This is a genomic window from Sinorhizobium chiapasense, assembly GCF_045277575.1.
Taxonomy (GTDB): Bacteria; Pseudomonadota; Alphaproteobacteria; order Rhizobiales; family Rhizobiaceae; genus Ensifer; species Ensifer chiapasense_A.
Genome location: NZ_CP144207.1, coordinates 1 through 15,534, shown reverse-complemented (window position 1 = coordinate 15,534; position 15,534 = coordinate 1). Strand labels below are relative to the sequence as shown.

Genomic DNA, 15,534 nt, shown 5'->3' with positions numbered 1-15,534 from the left:
TTCAGGTGTTAAAGGAAAGGACAAGCGGTTTCGCGAACAGCTTTGCCCAGGCGATCGCGCTGGCTCGCTGGACCGCGACTATGGATGTCCCTTTGGTCCACCATCCGTTTCCGACAGCAACGATCAGGTCCGGGTCATAGAGCATCGATTGCAGAGTGGGCCAGACGACGAGCTGCTCGTAACAGATAAGCGGAGCGACCCGAGTATGGCCTACGGACACGACAGGGTTCGCGAAGAAATGCGCCCGGGCGCCGTCGCTCTCACCGAGCCAGGATCGCCAAGGCTGCCACATCGAGCCCGGGACCGGCATTCTCTCGCGATAGAGGACCCTGCCGCCGTTCGCCGAAAGAGTGACGAGCACATTGTCGTATCCGGTCGCATCGATCGTGGCCGCACCGGAGACCACGGCGATGTCAGTGGCCTGCAAAGCCTTAACCCAGAGCCGTTCGACGGTCGGTGTCCAGAAACCCAAGGCGCTTTCGGGCAGAACGATATACGGGGCGCCGCCAGATTCGAGGCCCTTCACCGTGGCAATCAGATCACGGTGACGCTGAATGCTGGGGTCACGGCCGAGCGTTGACCCCAGTTCGAGATCGACGCCCTGCCAACCCTCAGGTACCTTCGGCTCGGTCCAGTTTGCGGCGGACCAAAACCAAAAGCCTGTGAAGGCGATCGCGACAGCCGGCCACATGCGGGTTACGAGGCCCATGAGGCCGGCTGTGATCGCTACCAGTCCCCACCATCCCCATCCGGGAAAGAGAATTCCCGCGGCCGTGACAGGATGTGCCCAGCCGGTGATGCCCATTGGCGGTACAGCCATAAGCGCAGCCGCCACGAGATAGCGAAACGGTCGGCGGCCTGGGCGCTTCGTCCAGAGAACCGCATGCACCACAACAAAAGTCACCGACGCGCACAGCCACAGCAACAGACCGGGCCAGAGGTTCGACGAATAGAACGAGGCGACACCCTGCGGCAGACCACGGGATGCCGCCAGGAAATATCCGGCCGAAACAATCGCCGCCACGGATCTCGCTCGCGCATGCCCCCATAGGATCGGGAAAACCAGCGCCGCCGGAAGGAGCAGAACATTGCCGCTCCACCCAACCATTCCGGCAAGAACAGAGCCGACGGTCAGCAGTGCCGGCTGTAGGTGATCACGGCGCATAGGTCAGGACCTCTTGCGCCAGGCCGAGAATGCCGGCAGCCGGGATCGGACCGAAATAGCGGGAATCGTAAGAGCCCGCGAACCGCGAGTGCAGGAACACGTAATCGACCGGCACGATCCCGCCCGAGAACGGCGTCATCGGCCGACTCTGTCCGTCGCGCTGGGCAAGACCGGAGTAGGTAACCGGACGCCCATCGACGTTGACGCTGGCGCCCACTTCGACCCGTTGTCCTGCAACGGCGATGACCGTCTTAATGAGCGGCGCGATGCCACCGGGGCAGAGGCCGGCGCGCAGATAACCACGCATTCTTGCCTGGCGCATGGCCGAGGTCTGAGGCGGACAAATGAAGACGAGATCGCCGACGGCGGCTGGTCTGTCGAGCTTGACGATACGCCAGAGACCGAGAGGTTCGCTCGGGGTGAGATTGATCCGATAACCACCAAACGAGGCGGCCGAGATCGCGCAGGGAAGGGCCGTGGCGATCGTCGCCAAGCCAAGCAGGAATGGCTTACCTGGTCGCCGCACCGGCGGCTTTTCAACAAGAGGAACGTTCATTTCAGCGATAGTCCCTGGCTCTTCGTCTGGCGCAGCGTCTCCGCCTGCCTCAGGGCTTCGGTCGTTCGCTCGTGGGCATTGAGTTGCTGCACCGTGCGCATCGTGTTCCAGGCTGTTTGGACCTCCGCTTTCTGGCCGGGGCTCATTCCAGCTGTAATTGTCCTGAAGGCTTCTCCATTCGTGTCCTTGGCCGCCAGCGGCAGGAAGGTGCGCTCGCCGAAGCGCTCGGTGACTGCCTTGGCAAACCCTTCCAGTTCTGCCTTGACCATCTTGTCGGCAAGAGCGAACTCCAACGCAGCGGGGAGGTCATTGCGGTCGATGGCATCACGCACGCGCTCCAGTGTCTGTCTGGCGCCCGGAGACAGAGCCGGAATGTCGATCGCGACCTTGCGGCGGACTGCCAGTTCCTCGGCCTGATAGCGTTGTTCGGCCCGGCTGCGCTGGCGCATGTAGTCGCTGAGGCTCTGCGCCAGAGTCGGAACGTTGCGTTCCGCCCGCTCGCGGTCCCGCTTGTCGGCGCGGCTCGCGAGCAAGCCGGTTTTTCCTTTGAGCGCACCGTAGGTGTCGGGCCGACTGGCAATCTTGGCGACCGTCGATTTGGCGACGGTCTCGTCCTTCAGGATAGCGTCGACATTGACGGCCTTGAAAGCAGCTTCCGGCTGCGCATAGACAAAGTGAAAACGGGTCGACACATCTTCCCATTGCTTCTTCAAGCCGGGGTCCGCTTCGAGCTTGTCGGCGACTGCCTGCTCGATCGATTTCGGGAACGTCGCGATACCGGCAACCATGGGCCTGGTCTCCTTGAGATTTTGCGCGTTGATGGGTTTGGCGCCGATGGCGAGGCCAAGCTTGTCGCCGATGGCCACGAGCCGGTAGGCCAGACGGTTGAGTTTCTGTTTCTGCCGAACCGTCCATTGGAGCCGGTCACGGGCAATCGTGCGGGCGACATTGACGAGGTGCATGCCGCGGGCTTCGGCGAAGCGCAGCGCCTGGCGGTAGAAGGTCGCCTTCTCGTAATCGAGCGTGGTTTCCTTCGAATCCTTCCGCGACAGAATCTCGATCAGGCCGCCGGATTTCGTGAAGGATCGAGCGCCGTAATAGACGCCGAGATCCTCGCGATGGCGGGTCATCGCGACATAGGTCAGATGCCGATCGAGGGAGAGCGAAGCCAGCACCTTGACCCGATCGACCGTGGCGCCCTGGCTCTTGTGGATGGTGGTGGCATAGCCGTGGTCAAGGTTGTTGTAGAAGCGGCTCTCGACGGTGACCTGACGGCGATCGCCGGCTTCGCCGATCTCGGCGACAATGCGGTTCTGAGCGGCTTCGACGACCTTGCCGAGCATACCGTTCTTGACGCCGAGCGCGCCCTCGTTTTTCAGGAAAACGATCTGGTCGCCGGGCGCGAAGCGGCGATTTCCATCCTCCGTTTTGAATGAGAAACCAGCGTCGACAATGCCACGTTCGACGAGCTTGGCGCGCGCCATCTCGTTGAGCATGCGGACATCGCGCCGAAGGTGCGCGAGGATCAATGTCGTTGTCGTCGGATCGTAATCCCGGTCCCAGTCCGCGACCAGATTCTGAACCGCTTCAGCCTTGAGCTCGGAGCCCATCATCCTGCCGTTGGCACGATAGGCATCGATCGCCCTGCCGACATTGCCACGCGCGAGGTCGAGTGAGGCATCACGCATCCATTGCTCGCGCTGGCGATAGATGGTCTCGAGTTCGGCATAGCCGATCCGATCGGCAATGGCGCGGAAGGCCGCACCCGCCTCGATCGGCTGCAGTTGTTCCGGATCGCCGACCAGGACGAGCTTGGCGCCCGCCTTCGTCGCCGTTTCGACGAACAGCGCCATCTGCCGTGATGACACCATGCCCGCTTCGTCCAGCACGAAGATCGTCTTGTCGTCGAGCCGGTTTCGGCCTTCGTTCCAGCGCAGCTCCCAAGACGACAAGGTGCGTGACGCGATCCCCGCTTCCTTTTCCAAGCCTTCGGCGGCCTTACCGGCAAGCGCGCCACCGACGACACGATAGCCAGCGGCTTCCCACGCTTCGCGCGCAGCCTTCATCATCGTCGTCTTGCCGGCGCCGGCGCGGCCAATGACCGCCGCAATCCGCTCGGCGCCCGCCACGTGCTCGATCGCCGTCTTCTGTTCGTCCGAGAGACGGGAATGGCGACTGAACGCCGCCTCGAGCACTTCGCTTCGAACGCCGTGCGAGGAGCGCCTCGAGAGCCAGATCGCGCGGGAGCCCATCTCGGCCTCGAGCCGGATCAGCTCGCGCGTCGTGTGCTTTGCCGGCACCCTGATGCCGGTCGCAAACGCAATCCGCTCCCGTTCGAGACGGAGCGTTTCGGGGCTTTGGAGGATGCGGGCCATGAGGCTTTGGAAGACCCCGGGATCGTCGATGTAGCGATGGAGGATCTTGGCTACGTCACGCTCGTCGAAGACGCTATTCTCCCGGGTGATCAGGTCGAGGACGATCTCCGGACGGCGCTGGATGCGCCGAGCATTCTCGGCGCGCTTCTCCTCCTGCAGCTCCAGCCGCTCGAGCGAAACGGACTGGTCTTCTGTCGTCACTTTCCGCTCGATGGCCTTGGTGCCGACCCCGAGATGAATGGTCGGCGTAAGCTCAATGCCCTGCTTTTCGAACGATCGGCCATCGATGCGAATGTCGAGACCGGCGAGTGCGAGATGCCGGTTCTGGCAAGCAAACCAGCCGTCGCGAAACGCATTGAAGTCGTCGAGGCTTCCGGCCCACAGTTCGTAGACGATCTTGCCGGCATCGTTGCGGAGTGGATTGCCGTCAGGCCCAAGCACTGCGATCTTCTTTGCGCCGAACCCGTCCTCTGTGAGCGGCCGCAGCGTCGTCATCAGATGCACATGCGGATTGCCCGGCGCATCGTGATAGACCCAGTCCGCGACCATCCCTTTCGCGATCACGTGCCGTTCGACAAAGTCGCGGACCAGCGCGATGTTCTGCTCGGCCGTCAGCTCAATCGGCAACGCGATCGTGACATCCTTGGCGAGCTGGGCGTCGGATCGCTTCTCGAAATCCTCAACCTTGTTCCAGAACGCTTCCGAGGCGCTGGCGACCGAGCGATCGGCGATCATCGACCGCAACCACTCGGGTGAATCGGCTGGAATGACGAACTCTTCGTGAAGAAGACCCTGCTTGCGGGTGTAGTCGATTGTCCGCGCTTCCCGCTCGTATTCCATCTTGGCGCAATGGCGATAAGCCGCCGACAGCACGGCGCTGCGGCCGGAGCCGCGGGCGACGACACTTACGGAGAAATGAGGAACGGCCACGGCGGTCTGAGCTCCGATTGCGAACAGATTCAACAGGTTCGTCGGGAGCGGCAGCCCAGCCGGGGTCAAAAGCAGAGCGTCGCATCAGCGACGTATAATTGCGCCCTTGGAAGCCGCTCCTTCGGAACGGCCGGGATCATTCACCAAAGTATCGCCCTTGGCGATTGTAGGATTCACAGTAGTGCGCGCCGCACTCTGTTCGGAAAAACTGGCTTCGAAAGACAAGCTTTCTCAGCCAAGGAGTCGGACGGAATGAAAAAACCAACCTCGAAAATCCGCAACGAAATCGCCAAGCTGCAGGAACAGCTCAAGGCCGCGGAAACCCGTGACGCCGAGCGCATCGGCCGGATTGCCCTCAAGGCTGGCCTTGGAGACATCAAGATCGAGGAAGCCGAGCTGCAAGCCGCCTTCGAGGGTTTGGCAAAACGCTTTCGCCGGGATCAGGGAAATACGACCGGAGGAAAGAAGGGCGCCGGCGACGGCATCGGATCGACGTCGGCCTCGGTCCCATCTGGCGCGGCTCAGGGCAGCAGTGACGAGGCTTGAGCGAATGGCGAGGACGACGACATCCGACGCCCGCAAGAAAGATGCGCGCGAGAAGATCGAACTCGGCGGCCTGATCGTGAAAGCGGGTTTGCGATATGAGAAGCGCGCGCTCCTGCTCGGAGCCCTGGTTGAACTCAGTCGCCGTTTGAAGTCGGACGACGGCGAGCGGGCGCGATTGATCGCGATAGGCGCGGAGACCTTTGGCGATGACGGCGAATAGGATCACAATCGCTGTCGCCCCGCTCGTGCTGATGGTTTTGGCCGTCATCGGCATGACCGGGATCGAGCAATGGCTGTCAACCTTCGGCAAGACGGAAGCCGCGAGGTTGATATTGGGTCGGACAGGCATCGCCGCGCCCTATATCACCGCCGCGTCGATCGGCGTGATCTTCCTGTTCGCAAGCGCAGGCTCGACCAGCATCAAATTCGCAGGTTGGGGCGCCGCAGCGGGAAGTATCGCGACGATCCTGATCGCGGTGATGCGCGAGGCCACACGTCTCGCTGCATTCGCCGCGCAAGTGCCGGACGGCAAGTCCATCACCTCATACCTTGATCATGCAACGATGGTCGGTGCGACGGCGGCGTTGATGGCGGGATGTTTTGCGCTACGCGTCGCACTGGTCGGCAATGCCGCCTTCGCACGCGCCGAGCCGAAACGCATACGGGGAAAAAGGGCGCTTCACGGTGAAGCCGACTGGATGAAGATGCAGGAAGCGGCAAAACTCTTTGCCGATACCGGCGGCATCGTCATTGGCGAGCGCTACCGAGTCGACAAGGACAGCACGGCGGCGCTGTTGTTTCGCGCCGGCGACCCCGAAACCTGGGGCGCCGGCGGCAAGTCGTCGCTGCTTTGCTTCGACGGTTCGTTCGGATCCTCGCACGGGATCGTGTTCGCGGGCTCGGGCGGTTTCAAGACGACGTCGGTGACAATCCCGACGGCCCTCAAATGGGGCGGCGGCCTTGTCGTCCTCGATCCGTCCAACGAGGTCGCTCCCATGGTGCTTGAGCAGCGCAAAGGTGCGGCGCGCTTCATCCGCATCCTCGATCCTAAGGAACCGGAAACCGGGTTCAACGCGCTCGATTGGATCGGTCGCTTCGGTGGAACTAAAGAGGAGGATATCGCCTCGGTCGCATCGTGGATCATGAGCGACAGCGGCGGCGCGCGTGGTGTCCGCGACGACTTCTTTCGCGCATCGGCGCTTCAGCTCTTGACCGCCCTGATCGCCGACGTCTGCCTGTCCGGTCACACCGAGCAGGAGCACCAGACCTTGCGGCAGGTTCGTTCCAATCTGGCCGAACCCGAGCCGAAACTGCGTGAGCGGCTGCAGGAGATTTACGACAATTCGAACTCGGACTTCGTGAAGGAAAACGTGGCCGCCTTCGTCAACATGACGCCGGAAACCTTCTCCGGTGTCTATGCCAATGCGGTCAAGGAAACGCACTGGCTGTCCTACACCAACTATGCCGCACTCGTGTCGGGCTCGACCTTCTCGACCGACGCGCTTGCGGATGGCAAGACCGACGTGTTCATCAACATCGACCTGAAAACATTGGAGACGCATTCCGGTCTCGCCCGTGTCATCATCGGGTCGTTCCTCAATGCGATCTACAATCGCGACGGCGAGGTAAAGGGGAGGGCGCTCTTCCTTCTCGATGAGGTTGCCCGCCTGGGCTACATGCGCATCCTAGAGACCGCTCGCGACGCCGGCCGCAAGTATGGCATCACGCTCACGATGATCTACCAGTCCATCGGCCAGATGCGCGAAACCTATGGCGGCCGCGATGCCGCGAGCAAATGGTTCGAGAGCGCAAGCTGGATTTCGTTTGCCGCGATCAACGATCCGGAGACGGCGGACTACATCTCGAAGCGTTGTGGCATGACCACGGTCGAGACCGACCAGGTCAGCCGCAGTTTCCAAGCGAAGGGATCGTCACGGACGCGCTCGAAGCAACTCGCGGCCAGACCGCTTATCCAGCCACACGAAGTTCTGCGTATGCGCGCCGATGAGCAGATCGTGTTTACGGCCGGGAATGCGCCGCTCCGATGCGGCCGAGCGATCTGGTTCCGGCGTGAAGATATGGCGGCTTGCGTCGGCACGAACAGGTTTCACCCTGGCGGATAGACGTCTGAAGCCCGCGTGCTCCAGCCGGCGCGCAGTGCCAACGAGCAAGGCTGATCCAGGAAAATGAAGAGTATCGGAGAAATCAGCGTGAGCGCCGACCAACGGGCGGGATTTCGGGAATTCTCGCCGTGCGGGGCGGGAAACAGGGCAGCCGCAGGAGCCTCAACTGAGGTACCCGAAGGGGAGGCGGGACCGACTGCGCCCCACACCTCGCACACTGCTTTATCGGCCGTACCGCGAGGTTGGCGGTAAACCCGGACGAAACCATGGCCGTCGTACCGTTCGGCGAAATGAATGGAGACTAAATTGGCGCAAAACAACGTGACGCCATTCCGGAGACCCCGGAAGGCAGGCGGCGACGGCCGGAAGGAAATCCGTGCTGAGCGCAAGCGATCTCGTTTCGCTTATCCTCTTCGTCACGGAAGACCGATCGCGATCGTGGGGCTCGCGATTATTGTCGTCGCTGGCATCCTCTCAGCTTGCGGCCCAAGCAACCTCACGAGCCTCCTGGCTTTCGCCAACATCTCGACGGCGGATTCACTGTCAGCCTCGTTTTCGATCTGTGGCGATGGTCGTCACATCAATTGTGTCGTCGATGGCGATACGTTCTGGTTCGATGGCGAGAAAATCCGCATTGCCGATATCGACACACCTGAGTTGAGCCCGCCGCGATGCGAGGCAGAACGGCTAAAAGGGGAGGCGGCGAAGGCACGCCTCCTGGCCCTGCTCAACGCGGGGACGTTCTCGCTTTCGACCGGCGTCCGAGACGAGGACAAGTATGGGCGCAAGCTCCGCACGGTGACCCGCGCGGGGCGTTCGCTCGGCAGCACACTTGTTCATGAAGGCCTTGCAAGGTCCTGGGACGGTGAGAGACACGGATGGTGTGGCTGAGGTTCGCGAGAGGATCGTCACCCGACTGGGCGGAGACCGCGTGCGGGCTCCCGTGAGCGAAGCGAATAGAGCCGTGCGCCGAAGGCGTCTCGCCCAAGCCCATCACGACCTGCCGCATATCATCACCGATATGAATCGATCCCAGCCCATCGATTCATAAGTGTCGTTGGACGCAACCATCGAGATCAGCGATTCTGCCCTCATGATCTCTCAGCCCTACCACCTCTATGTCGAACGCTCCGATGCCTCGAGGAACATGGCCCGCATGCCATGTCGATCGAACCAAATCTGTTCGGGGATGTGTGCCTGCTGCGGAAATGGGGCCGCATTGGATCCAGGGGACAGATGATGGTCCATCATTTCGGGCGGGAGGAGGAAGCCGTCCGGCTGTTTCTCGATCTACTGTTACAGAAGCGAAAGCGCGGTTACCGTCCCCGCGCGTCCATGCCGAGTTGAAAAAGGCCCACCGAAGCGGGCCTCGAAAAACCTCATCGGCGCCGGTTCCAGTCGGTCTCGAAGGACACCTCTATCTCGACGAGAAAAGGGATATTGATTGCGAGCTTCAGGCCGAGCTTTCCCCTGCGGAAGAAGTGGCTGATCACCTTGCCGAGGGCGCGGAGCCGGCGGCCGGTGGCGGCGAGGAACTGAGCGAGCTGTTGCATGATGGACCTCCTTTCGAATTGCGGTCATCGCGGGGATAGGCGGCTGACCGGAAAGGAGGGACGCACCGAAACGGCCGAAGCAGAGCGGAGGACCTGCGGGCGACTGAATTTTGTCCCGCGAGGAGCCGCAGCGCGGCGGGGAAAATTCTGGCGGCGGCAGGTTGTATCATGACGAACGGGCTGCAACATCCGCGATGCAGATGACAGCCGGGTCGAAAGGAGAGGCGCAACTGATCGCTATAGCAGCGCTTAGCGCCGGAAGGCGTTGACCGGAGGATATTGAGCGTCGATCGTCCGCGGCCAGCGGAGGAGCGTCGAGGGGCGAAATCCCTGACAGCCGAGCGGCCGGTCGATCCGCCCGGCTTCCGGGCGTGGAGAGAAGCCTCGGTCAGAACGGAGGCTCGGCGTTGAGGCGGCCGTCCTGCTCGGCCAAGATGACCTCGCGTTCGGCCTGGGCGAATACGAGTTCGGCCTCGATCTGCCGGCGCTCATCTACGTCGATGGCGCTCCGCAGCTCGGCACGCAGTTCTTCGATGTGCTGTTCGATGGTCATCGTCGTCATCTCCTGATGTTTGATAAAGATGGCGACCGCGGACGTGAGGAGAGGGCGGGGTCAAGGAGCGCGGAACGCGCCCGCACCGCGGCGGTGGGGGAACCGAAATGCGCGAGCATTTTGGGGGAACCGCTCGTCCTTGAGGCTGCCCTTTCGTCACGGCAAAATGGCTCGATCTGAGCAGACCCCTACCTCTCGTTTGGCAGCCAAAAGCCGGAAACCGGCTCGATGCCTTTTTCCGGCTTCTAAGGTGAGGGTGGGCCCCGCCTTGGCGGGGCCGGTGCTCCTCAGTCCCGGTTCGGCCGGGACCAGATCAGCTGGAAGCCGTCTTCGCCTTCGACTTCCGTCAGCGTCGCGTAGATCGGAGCCGGGAAGCTCGGGTCATCGAGCTTGACCGAGAGGTAGTCGCGGTCCTGCTCGGAGCGCTTCTGCTAGGCAGCGCCCAGTTCGACGGCACCCGCGTAGATGCGGAAGTGCGGGCCCTTGTCGGAGGGATTTTCGATGCGGGCGATGCGCGCCTTGACGTTGAGGGCGAGGGTGCGGATCGAGCCGGTGAAGCCGTTTTCGGTAGAGGTGAAGGCGCCGATGGTAGCCATTATCATGTTCCTTTCGTTGTTTCGGGCCGCGCCCTTCGCGGCCTCGATGGCTGTCGCAAAGACCGGGGACGATCGGACCGCACCTGAAGGGCCGGAATGAAATGGAGGGCGGCCGGGAGGAACTTTGTTGTTCCGCGAGGAATGGCGGCGGAGCCGGCAGGGGAAGAAAGTTCCGGAGGGCCGTTGCGGGAAGACGATCGAGGCGAAGCCGCTCCCCGGTCAGACATGCCTCATCGAGCCCGCAGAAGGGAGCGCCGGCAACAATGAAGGGAAGGAACATGGCGCTGGCGGCCCTCGTCTGCAAACTTCATTGCGCCGGCACGGTCAGCCTAGTGCCCACTCTCCCAGACCGCTCGCTAACCGCGCCAGACCGCAACCGTGCCGGCGTAAAGCAGTCGCACATCTGCCTTCACTGCCTGTTATCGGTGCTTTTGCACCGGACAGAGCTGAGCAATCTTCGGGCCGGACCTCGGCACCATCGTGTCGGCTATCCACCGTCAACCGGATTCGAGTGCCACGGCCACATCGGAATATTTGGCAAAGCGGCACCAGACTCCTTCACGTGGTTCTTCCCCCGGCCCGAGAGTAAGGTTCAGCCCAACTGGGCACTCCGGAGGGAAACCTTGCGGGTACTATCTGGACCGGCTGATCTCGGTAAGCGATTTGCGACGCGCGATAAACTCCCGAAGAAGGGGAAGGAAGAAGGCCTTGCTGAATCGGCCTAGCGGTGGTTCGGGCTCAAGGTAAAAGGAGCGGCCGACGACGTCGCTGTTGAATTCATCGAGGATGATCCAGAGCCGCAGATCTGCATCGAGCCCGGCCCGCCGTTTCTCAATAGCGGGGATTTCCGCGGCGAAGCGAGCCTTCTCCGGCGGCTTCGTGGTGATCGGGAAAAACACCACCAAATCTCCGTCGGGTCGTGGGAGCCTTACGCCAACCGTGACCGGCCGATCCTTGCGCCCCTCAGTCTCACCCTTGCCGGCTTCTCTCGCCCATAGATAGGGATAGCGGATTACTGTCGCGGTCTGGATGGCGTCATAGCCGCTCATCGGCTAACCTCTTCGCTCTCGGCGTAGGCATCGACTGCCGCCTCGAATTCGTCGAGCATTTCGCGCGACATGGTTTCGAGCGTGCCCGCCGAACGCGTATCGGATTGCCGCATCAACCGCTCATAGTCATCGATGTTGAGAAGCACGAGGCGCGGCTTATTGCGCTGTGTGATCGTCACGGGATGCCGCAGGGCCTCCGCGATAATATCGCCGGATTTTCGGGAAAGATCGCTCGTTGAGTATGAACCACTGGAACGGGACATGTTTATCTCCACTGTATCTGGGGCGGGTCGACGATAGCGCCTGTATCGGCAATATACAGCAGATACAGCATTGCTGTAAATGCTGTATATTGCAGCCGATTGGCCCCGCCTTGGCGGGGCAGGTGGCTCCTCAGTCCCGGTTGGGGCGGGACCAGATCAGCTGGAAGCCGTCTTCGCCTTCGACTTCCGTCAGCGTCGCGTAGATCGGAGCCGGGAAGCTCGGATCGTCGAGCTTGACCGAGAGGTAGTCGCGGTCCGTCTGTTCAGAGCGCTTCTGCCAGGCGGCGCCGAGCTCAACGGCACCCGCGTAGATGCGAAAGTGTGGGCCCTTGTCGGAGGGATTTTCGATACGGGCGATGCGAGCCTTGACGTTGAGGGCGAGGGTGCGGATCGAACCGGTGAAGCCGTTTTCGGTGGAGGTGAAGGTGCCGATGGTAGCCATTGTCATGTTCCTTTCGTTGTTTCGGGCCGCGCCCTTCGCGGCCTCGATGGCTGTCGCAAAGACCGGGGACGATCGAACCGCACCTCACAAGGCCGGAATGAAATGGAGGGCGGCCGGGAGGAACTTTGTTGTCACGCGAGGAATGGCGGCGGAGCCGGCAGGGGAAGAAAGTTCCGGAGGGCCGTTGCGGGAAGACGATCGAGGCGAAGCCGCTCTCCGGTCAGACATGCCTCATCGAGCCCGCAGAAGGGAGCGTCGGCAACAGAAGAAAGGGCATGGCGATGGCGACGCGCACGCCATTCGATCGCATCTGTTTAAACGGCTAATAGGGGAGCCGCTTACCGCTACCAGATCGTTTGCCGCGAACACCTCGATATCAACTCCGAGACGCGCCAGTTGCTTTGATCGATACGCGGGATATCGTTGCAGCGCGATTAGCCGTTCACTGTCGAAATCAAACCGTCCCGCAAGCCGAAATCGGGTCAACAGAAAATGTCGATCTGGGGCAAGGTGGACTTGAGAACGGACGAAGAGCTGCAGGTAGGGGCCGAGCCGGTGGCGGAGCCGGCCACCGCCGTCGGCGGCGGCCAGTCTTGATTTGAGGGCTTGGAACGGCCGAGCCTTTCAAGCCGCCTGCCGGTCCTGGCTCTCCGCCGGTTGGAGATCGTGAAGATAGGAAACGGCGCGCTGTGCATGCGCCGCGGCCTGGAAGATCGCTCGCTTGTCGCTCGATAGAACGGTCAGCCAGGACTGAAGGTAAGAGGCGTGATCCGGCCGCGGCTCGAGCTCGGGCGCAATGCCGAGATCGGCGCAAAGGAAGCAGCTGCCAAGCTCTGCAATGAGCTCCTCGCGGGCGCGCTCGGATCGGTCCTTGGCATATCGGCTCAAATCGCGTCCGACGCGGCTGGCGGGCGCCGTCCAGTGCGTGGCCTCATGGCTCAGCGTCGCATAGTAGCTCGCGGCATCCCGGAAGCTCTCAAACGGCGGCATCTGGATGAGGTCGGCGGCGGGCGCGAAGAATGCCTGGCTTCCGCCATGGCGGATCAGCGCGCCGGTGTTCCGGAAGAAGCGGTCCACGTGCGCAATGCGCTCGACAGGATCGAAGACGGGATCCGCGCGATGGTAATAATGGTTGGGAAGTCCGTCGATCTGCTCGACGTTGAAGACCGTGTATGCCTTGAGGAACGGGATTTCCCGCTCAATCTCGCCGCCATTGCCGTCCGTTTCGGATTTGGTGAAGCGGCTTGCGAAGACCACCGTCGCGCCGGTCTCCCCCTTGCGCACGGCCGATCCCAGTTCGAGTGCCTGCTTGAATGTCATCCACATCGGGGAGGAATAGCCGCGGGCCATGCCTTCCGACCAAAGCAGCAGCACATTCATGCCGGAATAGGGCTGGCCGTTGTGGCGCAGCGGCCGAGTGATACGACCGTTCGTATTTGCCGTGTTCCATGGTTTCATCCAGGGCCGAACGCCATTCGTCAAATCTTCGATGATCTTGTCAGTGATCCGCGTATAAATGTCGGCGCGTTGGCCTTCGTCCTTCCTACTCATTCCAAACCTCCATTTCCAGGAGGATCGCGCCGATCGCGACCCCGTCACGGCGGTCCAAAGGGCGGAGCGGATGGGTGTGAGGGCACCGGCAGGCCGGAACGGACGTGAAGGACGGCGAAGCCGTTGCCCGAACGCCTCGCTCTGCCAGGACCTAATCCGGACGGGGTTGCGACGGCCGCTCTGGGCGTCACTCCTTCAGCAGGTTCAAGGAATGGTTTCGAGGTCGGTCGACCTGAACTCGTCCGCCGTGGCGAGGATCGGTACGCCATGGAATTTGGCGCAGGCATAATGGAGGCAATCGCCGAGGTTCAGGCCATGGCGGCCGCTGCGATAGCGGTGCGCGGCGACAAGGGCGAGCCGCGTCGTCTCGGACGCCGGCGGAAGATCGCGAACCTCGATTTCCCGCGCTTCGAGGAATTCCATCACGATCGTTTCGACCGCCGGCACCGGAAGATTGAACTTGTCCGGCCGTGCAAGGCCGAGGACGGTTTCGAGAATGGCGACCGGAGATGTAAAGGGATGTCTGGCAGAAGCAACGGCGTCGGAGACGCGCGCCGCTTCTGGCTCATCGGAGAGAAGCGCGATGATCGCGCAGGCATCGACGAACATCAAGCATCATCCCACATCTCGTCGAAGGCTTCCCGGGGAAGCGGCTTGCGGGCGTCGTCGCTCATCGCGACCCCATGCTTTTCCCGCAAGCGCGCAGCAGTTTGCAATGGCGTCTCCGCGCGATTGCGACGCTCGATCGCCTCTCGCATGGCGATGACGATGGCGTCGGTAATCCCGACACCGGCCATTTCGGCGAACTTGCGCGTCAGCGCGTCCGCTTCCGGATTGTTGACGTTGATCGGCATGAGCCGTCTCCATGTAGATAATTCTCGAAAATAATGTAGATCATTGTACGGCCTTTTCCAAGGCCGTCGGCACCCCGTGCCTCTCGCCATGGGAAAAGGCGGGGCCGTAGCCCCGCCGGAAAGCGCTTAGTCGAAGGCCGACATCTGTGCTTCGGCCGCCTTGCGATCGAGGGAGTGACCCGGGTTTTCGACGGGCCGGTCGAAGGGCTTCCAGGTCTCACCGACGATTTGCTTGTAGGCTGCAACGGCGCCCTCCGCGGCCATCCGAAGCGCATGAGCCTGGACGCCCATGTCGGCAGCGAACTCGCGTTTGCGCTGGGCGGCACTATCATAGCCGACAGGACCGTCGATGTCCTCGTCGCGGCTGTCGTTGGCCGCCTTGGCGGTGGCGTCACGCGCCTCGGTGACGGCGCGGCTGTAGAACTGGCCTGCACCGTGGGCGGAACCTACGAAGGCGCCGACGATCCGCTGCAGGTGGATCTGCATGGCCTTTTCGCCGAGGCCGTCGCTCAGAGCATCGGCCGTCTCGGAGATTAGGCGCTCATGGAGATCGCGGATTCCGTCGCTGTCGACGATCGCGGTTCCGAAGCTCTCGGCGATCTTCAGCGCCTGGGCGCTGTCCGGGCATGTGAGCCGGACCATTTCGAGGGTTGCGCCTTTGCGCAGGGCCACGACGCGGGCGGATTGACGAGGGGAGGTAGCGGGCTTTGCCATGGTTTCTTCCTTTCCAACCTCGAAGCGGCTCCGGCCCCGTGCCGGTTTGCCCTTCGGTGCGGTCGCCCCGAACCGGCGGAAGACGGACGCTTCAAGGTCCGGAAACGACAGGCAGAGCGGAGCCGGTTTGCGGGCTAGCTGGGCATCCTGCCCCGCGACGCCCGCGAGCCTGCTCCGTGAAGGACGGCGGTTTCCGGCCGCCCCGCGGCGCGGAACGCGGCCTTGAAGCGAACGGCCGCTGGTTCAGACCGCAGCAAAACCGAC

16 protein-coding genes and 2 pseudogenes are annotated in these 15,534 nt (G+C 62.4%); 5 read left to right on the top strand and 13 right to left on the bottom strand.

Going from position 1 to position 15,534, the window contains the following annotated elements; all coding sequences use genetic code 11:
- Position 1 precedes the first annotated feature (1 nt).
- Genes QM996_RS31200 through traA form a run of 3 tightly spaced genes read right to left on the bottom strand, consistent with a single transcriptional unit; the run spans position 2 to position 5,026 of the window.
- Entirely contained in the window at positions 2-1,165 is a 1,164-nt protein-coding gene (locus QM996_RS31200) for a conjugal transfer protein TraB (RefSeq protein WP_334141913.1), read from the bottom strand.
- Positions 1,155-1,721, bottom strand: a complete 567-nt coding sequence (gene traF, locus QM996_RS31195) for a conjugative transfer signal peptidase TraF (RefSeq protein ID WP_334141911.1) — start codon at positions 1,719-1,721, stop codon at positions 1,155-1,157. Before traF ends, QM996_RS31200 begins: the two co-directional genes overlap by 11 nt.
- Entirely contained in the window at positions 1,718-5,026 is a 3,309-nt protein-coding gene (gene traA / locus QM996_RS31190; protein WP_334142256.1) for a Ti-type conjugative transfer relaxase TraA, read from the bottom strand. Before traA ends, traF begins: the two co-directional genes overlap by 4 nt.
- Before the next feature lie 252 nt (positions 5,027-5,278).
- On the opposite strand from traA, the gene traC reads away from it, so the two are divergent.
- From traC to QM996_RS31165, 5 genes and pseudogenes are all read left to right on the top strand, one after another.
- Positions 5,279-5,572, top strand: a complete 294-nt coding sequence (traC, locus tag QM996_RS31185) for a conjugal transfer protein TraC (protein ID WP_334141909.1) — start codon at positions 5,279-5,281, stop codon at positions 5,570-5,572.
- A gap of 4 nt (positions 5,573-5,576) precedes the next feature.
- On the top strand, positions 5,577-5,792 hold the full coding sequence (traD, locus tag QM996_RS31180) for a type IV conjugative transfer system coupling protein TraD (RefSeq protein WP_334141907.1): 216 nt from the start codon (positions 5,577-5,579) through the stop codon (positions 5,790-5,792).
- The gene (traG, locus tag QM996_RS31175; RefSeq protein WP_334141906.1) at positions 5,779-7,695 is read left to right on the top strand and encodes a Ti-type conjugative transfer system protein TraG; all 1,917 of its coding nucleotides are present in this window, start codon (positions 5,779-5,781) and stop codon (positions 7,693-7,695) included. Before traD ends, traG begins: the two co-directional genes overlap by 14 nt.
- Positions 7,696-8,001: 306 nt before the next feature.
- Positions 8,002-8,586: a thermonuclease family protein gene (locus QM996_RS31170; RefSeq protein WP_334141904.1), complete on the top strand. Its 585-nt coding sequence runs from the start codon at positions 8,002-8,004 to the stop codon at positions 8,584-8,586.
- Positions 8,587-8,788: 202 nt separating this feature from the next.
- Positions 8,789-9,042 (top strand): annotated as a pseudogene (locus QM996_RS31165) (WGR domain-containing protein).
- Positions 9,043-9,074: 32 nt separating this feature from the next.
- Here QM996_RS31165 and QM996_RS31160 read toward each other — a convergent pair.
- From QM996_RS31160 to QM996_RS31115, 10 genes and pseudogenes are all read right to left on the bottom strand, one after another.
- A complete protein-coding gene (locus QM996_RS31160; RefSeq protein WP_334141902.1) occupies positions 9,075-9,248 on the bottom strand; it encodes a hypothetical protein in 174 nt (57 codons plus the stop codon).
- Between the two features lie 388 nt (positions 9,249-9,636).
- A complete protein-coding gene (locus QM996_RS31155) occupies positions 9,637-9,801 on the bottom strand; it encodes a hypothetical protein (protein WP_334141900.1) in 165 nt (54 codons plus the stop codon).
- A 287-nt stretch (positions 9,802-10,088) separates the two neighbouring features.
- Positions 10,089-10,397 (bottom strand): annotated as a pseudogene (locus QM996_RS31150) (DUF736 domain-containing protein).
- 632 nt (positions 10,398-11,029) lie between these two features.
- On the bottom strand, positions 11,030-11,446 hold the full coding sequence (locus tag QM996_RS31145) for a hypothetical protein (RefSeq protein WP_334141899.1): 417 nt from the start codon (positions 11,444-11,446) through the stop codon (positions 11,030-11,032).
- Positions 11,443-11,709 (bottom strand): type II toxin-antitoxin system prevent-host-death family antitoxin, encoded by a 267-nt coding sequence (locus QM996_RS31140; RefSeq protein ID WP_334141898.1) that lies wholly within the window; start codon positions 11,707-11,709, stop codon positions 11,443-11,445. Before QM996_RS31140 ends, QM996_RS31145 begins: the two co-directional genes overlap by 4 nt.
- A gap of 130 nt (positions 11,710-11,839) precedes the next feature.
- Complete coding sequence (locus QM996_RS31135) at positions 11,840-12,151, bottom strand: DUF736 domain-containing protein (RefSeq protein WP_221123667.1); 312 nt, start codon at positions 12,149-12,151, stop codon at positions 11,840-11,842.
- Between the two features lie 624 nt (positions 12,152-12,775).
- Positions 12,776-13,702, bottom strand: coding sequence for an ArdC family protein (locus QM996_RS31130; protein WP_334141894.1), 927 nt, complete (start codon positions 13,700-13,702; stop codon positions 12,776-12,778).
- A 204-nt stretch (positions 13,703-13,906) separates the two neighbouring features.
- Positions 13,907-14,311 (bottom strand): type II toxin-antitoxin system VapC family toxin, encoded by a 405-nt coding sequence (locus tag QM996_RS31125; protein ID WP_334141892.1) that lies wholly within the window; start codon positions 14,309-14,311, stop codon positions 13,907-13,909.
- Positions 14,311-14,556 (bottom strand): type II toxin-antitoxin system VapB family antitoxin, encoded by a 246-nt coding sequence (locus QM996_RS31120; RefSeq protein WP_334141890.1) that lies wholly within the window; start codon positions 14,554-14,556, stop codon positions 14,311-14,313. Before QM996_RS31120 ends, QM996_RS31125 begins: the two co-directional genes overlap by 1 nt.
- A 126-nt stretch (positions 14,557-14,682) precedes the next feature.
- Positions 14,683-15,270 (bottom strand): hypothetical protein, encoded by a 588-nt coding sequence (locus tag QM996_RS31115; protein WP_334141888.1) that lies wholly within the window; start codon positions 15,268-15,270, stop codon positions 14,683-14,685.
- Positions 15,271-15,534: the final 264 nt, after the last annotated feature.

Excerpts from the sequence above, each read along its gene's own strand:
- QM996_RS31200 (WP_334141913.1), bottom strand. The coding sequence starts at position 1,165 with ATGCGCCGTGATCACCTACAGCCGGCACTGCTGACCGTCGGCTCTGTT.
- traF (WP_334141911.1), bottom strand. The coding sequence starts at position 1,721 with ATGAACGTTCCTCTTGTTGAAAAGCCGCCGGTGCGGCGACCAGGTAAG.
- traC (WP_334141909.1), top strand. The coding sequence starts at position 5,279 with ATGAAAAAACCAACCTCGAAAATCCGCAACGAAATCGCCAAGCTGCAG.
- traD (WP_334141907.1), top strand. The coding sequence starts at position 5,577 with ATGGCGAGGACGACGACATCCGACGCCCGCAAGAAAGATGCGCGCGAG.
- traG (WP_334141906.1), top strand. The coding sequence starts at position 5,779 with ATGACGGCGAATAGGATCACAATCGCTGTCGCCCCGCTCGTGCTGATG.
- QM996_RS31160 (WP_334141902.1), bottom strand. The coding sequence starts at position 9,248 with ATGCAACAGCTCGCTCAGTTCCTCGCCGCCACCGGCCGCCGGCTCCGC.
- QM996_RS31155 (WP_334141900.1), bottom strand. The coding sequence starts at position 9,801 with ATGACCATCGAACAGCACATCGAAGAACTGCGTGCCGAGCTGCGGAGC.
- QM996_RS31145 (WP_334141899.1), bottom strand. The coding sequence starts at position 11,446 with ATGAGCGGCTATGACGCCATCCAGACCGCGACAGTAATCCGCTATCCC.
- QM996_RS31140 (WP_334141898.1), bottom strand. The coding sequence starts at position 11,709 with ATGTCCCGTTCCAGTGGTTCATACTCAACGAGCGATCTTTCCCGAAAA.
- QM996_RS31135 (WP_221123667.1), bottom strand. The coding sequence starts at position 12,151 with ATGGCTACCATCGGCACCTTCACCTCCACCGAAAACGGCTTCACCGGT.
- QM996_RS31130 (WP_334141894.1), bottom strand. The coding sequence starts at position 13,702 with ATGAGTAGGAAGGACGAAGGCCAACGCGCCGACATTTATACGCGGATC.
- QM996_RS31125 (WP_334141892.1), bottom strand. The coding sequence starts at position 14,311 with ATGTTCGTCGATGCCTGCGCGATCATCGCGCTTCTCTCCGATGAGCCA.
- QM996_RS31120 (WP_334141890.1), bottom strand. The coding sequence starts at position 14,556 with ATGCCGATCAACGTCAACAATCCGGAAGCGGACGCGCTGACGCGCAAG.
- QM996_RS31115 (WP_334141888.1), bottom strand. The coding sequence starts at position 15,270 with ATGGCAAAGCCCGCTACCTCCCCTCGTCAATCCGCCCGCGTCGTGGCC.